Annotated in this window: 1 pseudogene; it reads right to left on the bottom strand. The window is 69.0% G+C overall.

The features are described from left to right. Positions 1-533: 533 nt before the first annotated feature. Positions 534-735, bottom strand: a pseudogene (locus V6U89_RS30120) (hypothetical protein); the annotation flags it as partial.

Genomic DNA, 735 nt, shown 5'->3' with positions numbered 1-735 from the left:
CGCAGTGGGAGCGCGCTTCCTTGACACGGAAGAGGTCACTGGTTCAAACCCAGTATCGCCCACCAGGCATTTGCCCGACGTACGGAGCCCCGGCTGATGAGCCGGGGCTTCGGTCGTTCTTCCCCTGTGGCTGCTGGTCCGCGCCCGTCTTTCTCGCTGTCGGTGTGTGGGTTGCGGTGGTCGGTGGGCGGGGTGTGGTGGCCCGCCGTGCCCGGCTCCGGGCGGTCAGGCTTGATTCCTGCGCCGGTCACGGCGGGCCACACCCCGTCGTGGGCGGCCGCCACACGGCCCTCACCGCCACACACCCACGACCGGCGTGCACCCTGGCCACGTCGCCGATCACCGCACTGACCTTGACCTGTCGTCGCACCGCTGCCCACTGCGCCGCGCTCGGGCGATCGTGGACATTTGTTGTCGCCAGAGCGACAACAAATGTCCACGAACCGCCTCGCCGCCAGGTCGACCCCTGCGGGGAGAGACGCCGCTGGCCGGCACCCCTGTTCGGGGTGCCGGCCAGCGTGTCGTTCACGGTGTCAGTTGTTCCAGTGCTTGGCGACGAGGTCGGCGGCCTGCTGCTCCCACTGGGCGTAGTGGTCCGGGTAGGCCGAGACCTGCACGGTCTGGGCGGCCTTGGTCAGCGGCATGTCCTGCCACCCGTCGACCTGCTTGAGACCCTTGAGGAACGCCTTGGTCGAGTACTCGGGGTCGGTGATCTGCTCGACCGTGCCCCAACCC

Origin of the sequence: Micromonospora sp. CPCC 206171 (assembly GCF_036906755.1) — a bacterium.
Lineage (GTDB): Bacteria > Actinomycetota > Actinomycetes > Mycobacteriales > Micromonosporaceae > Micromonospora > Micromonospora purpureochromogenes.
Note: the sequence above shows the minus strand (reverse complement) of the source record. Positions and strands in the feature narration are given on the sequence as shown.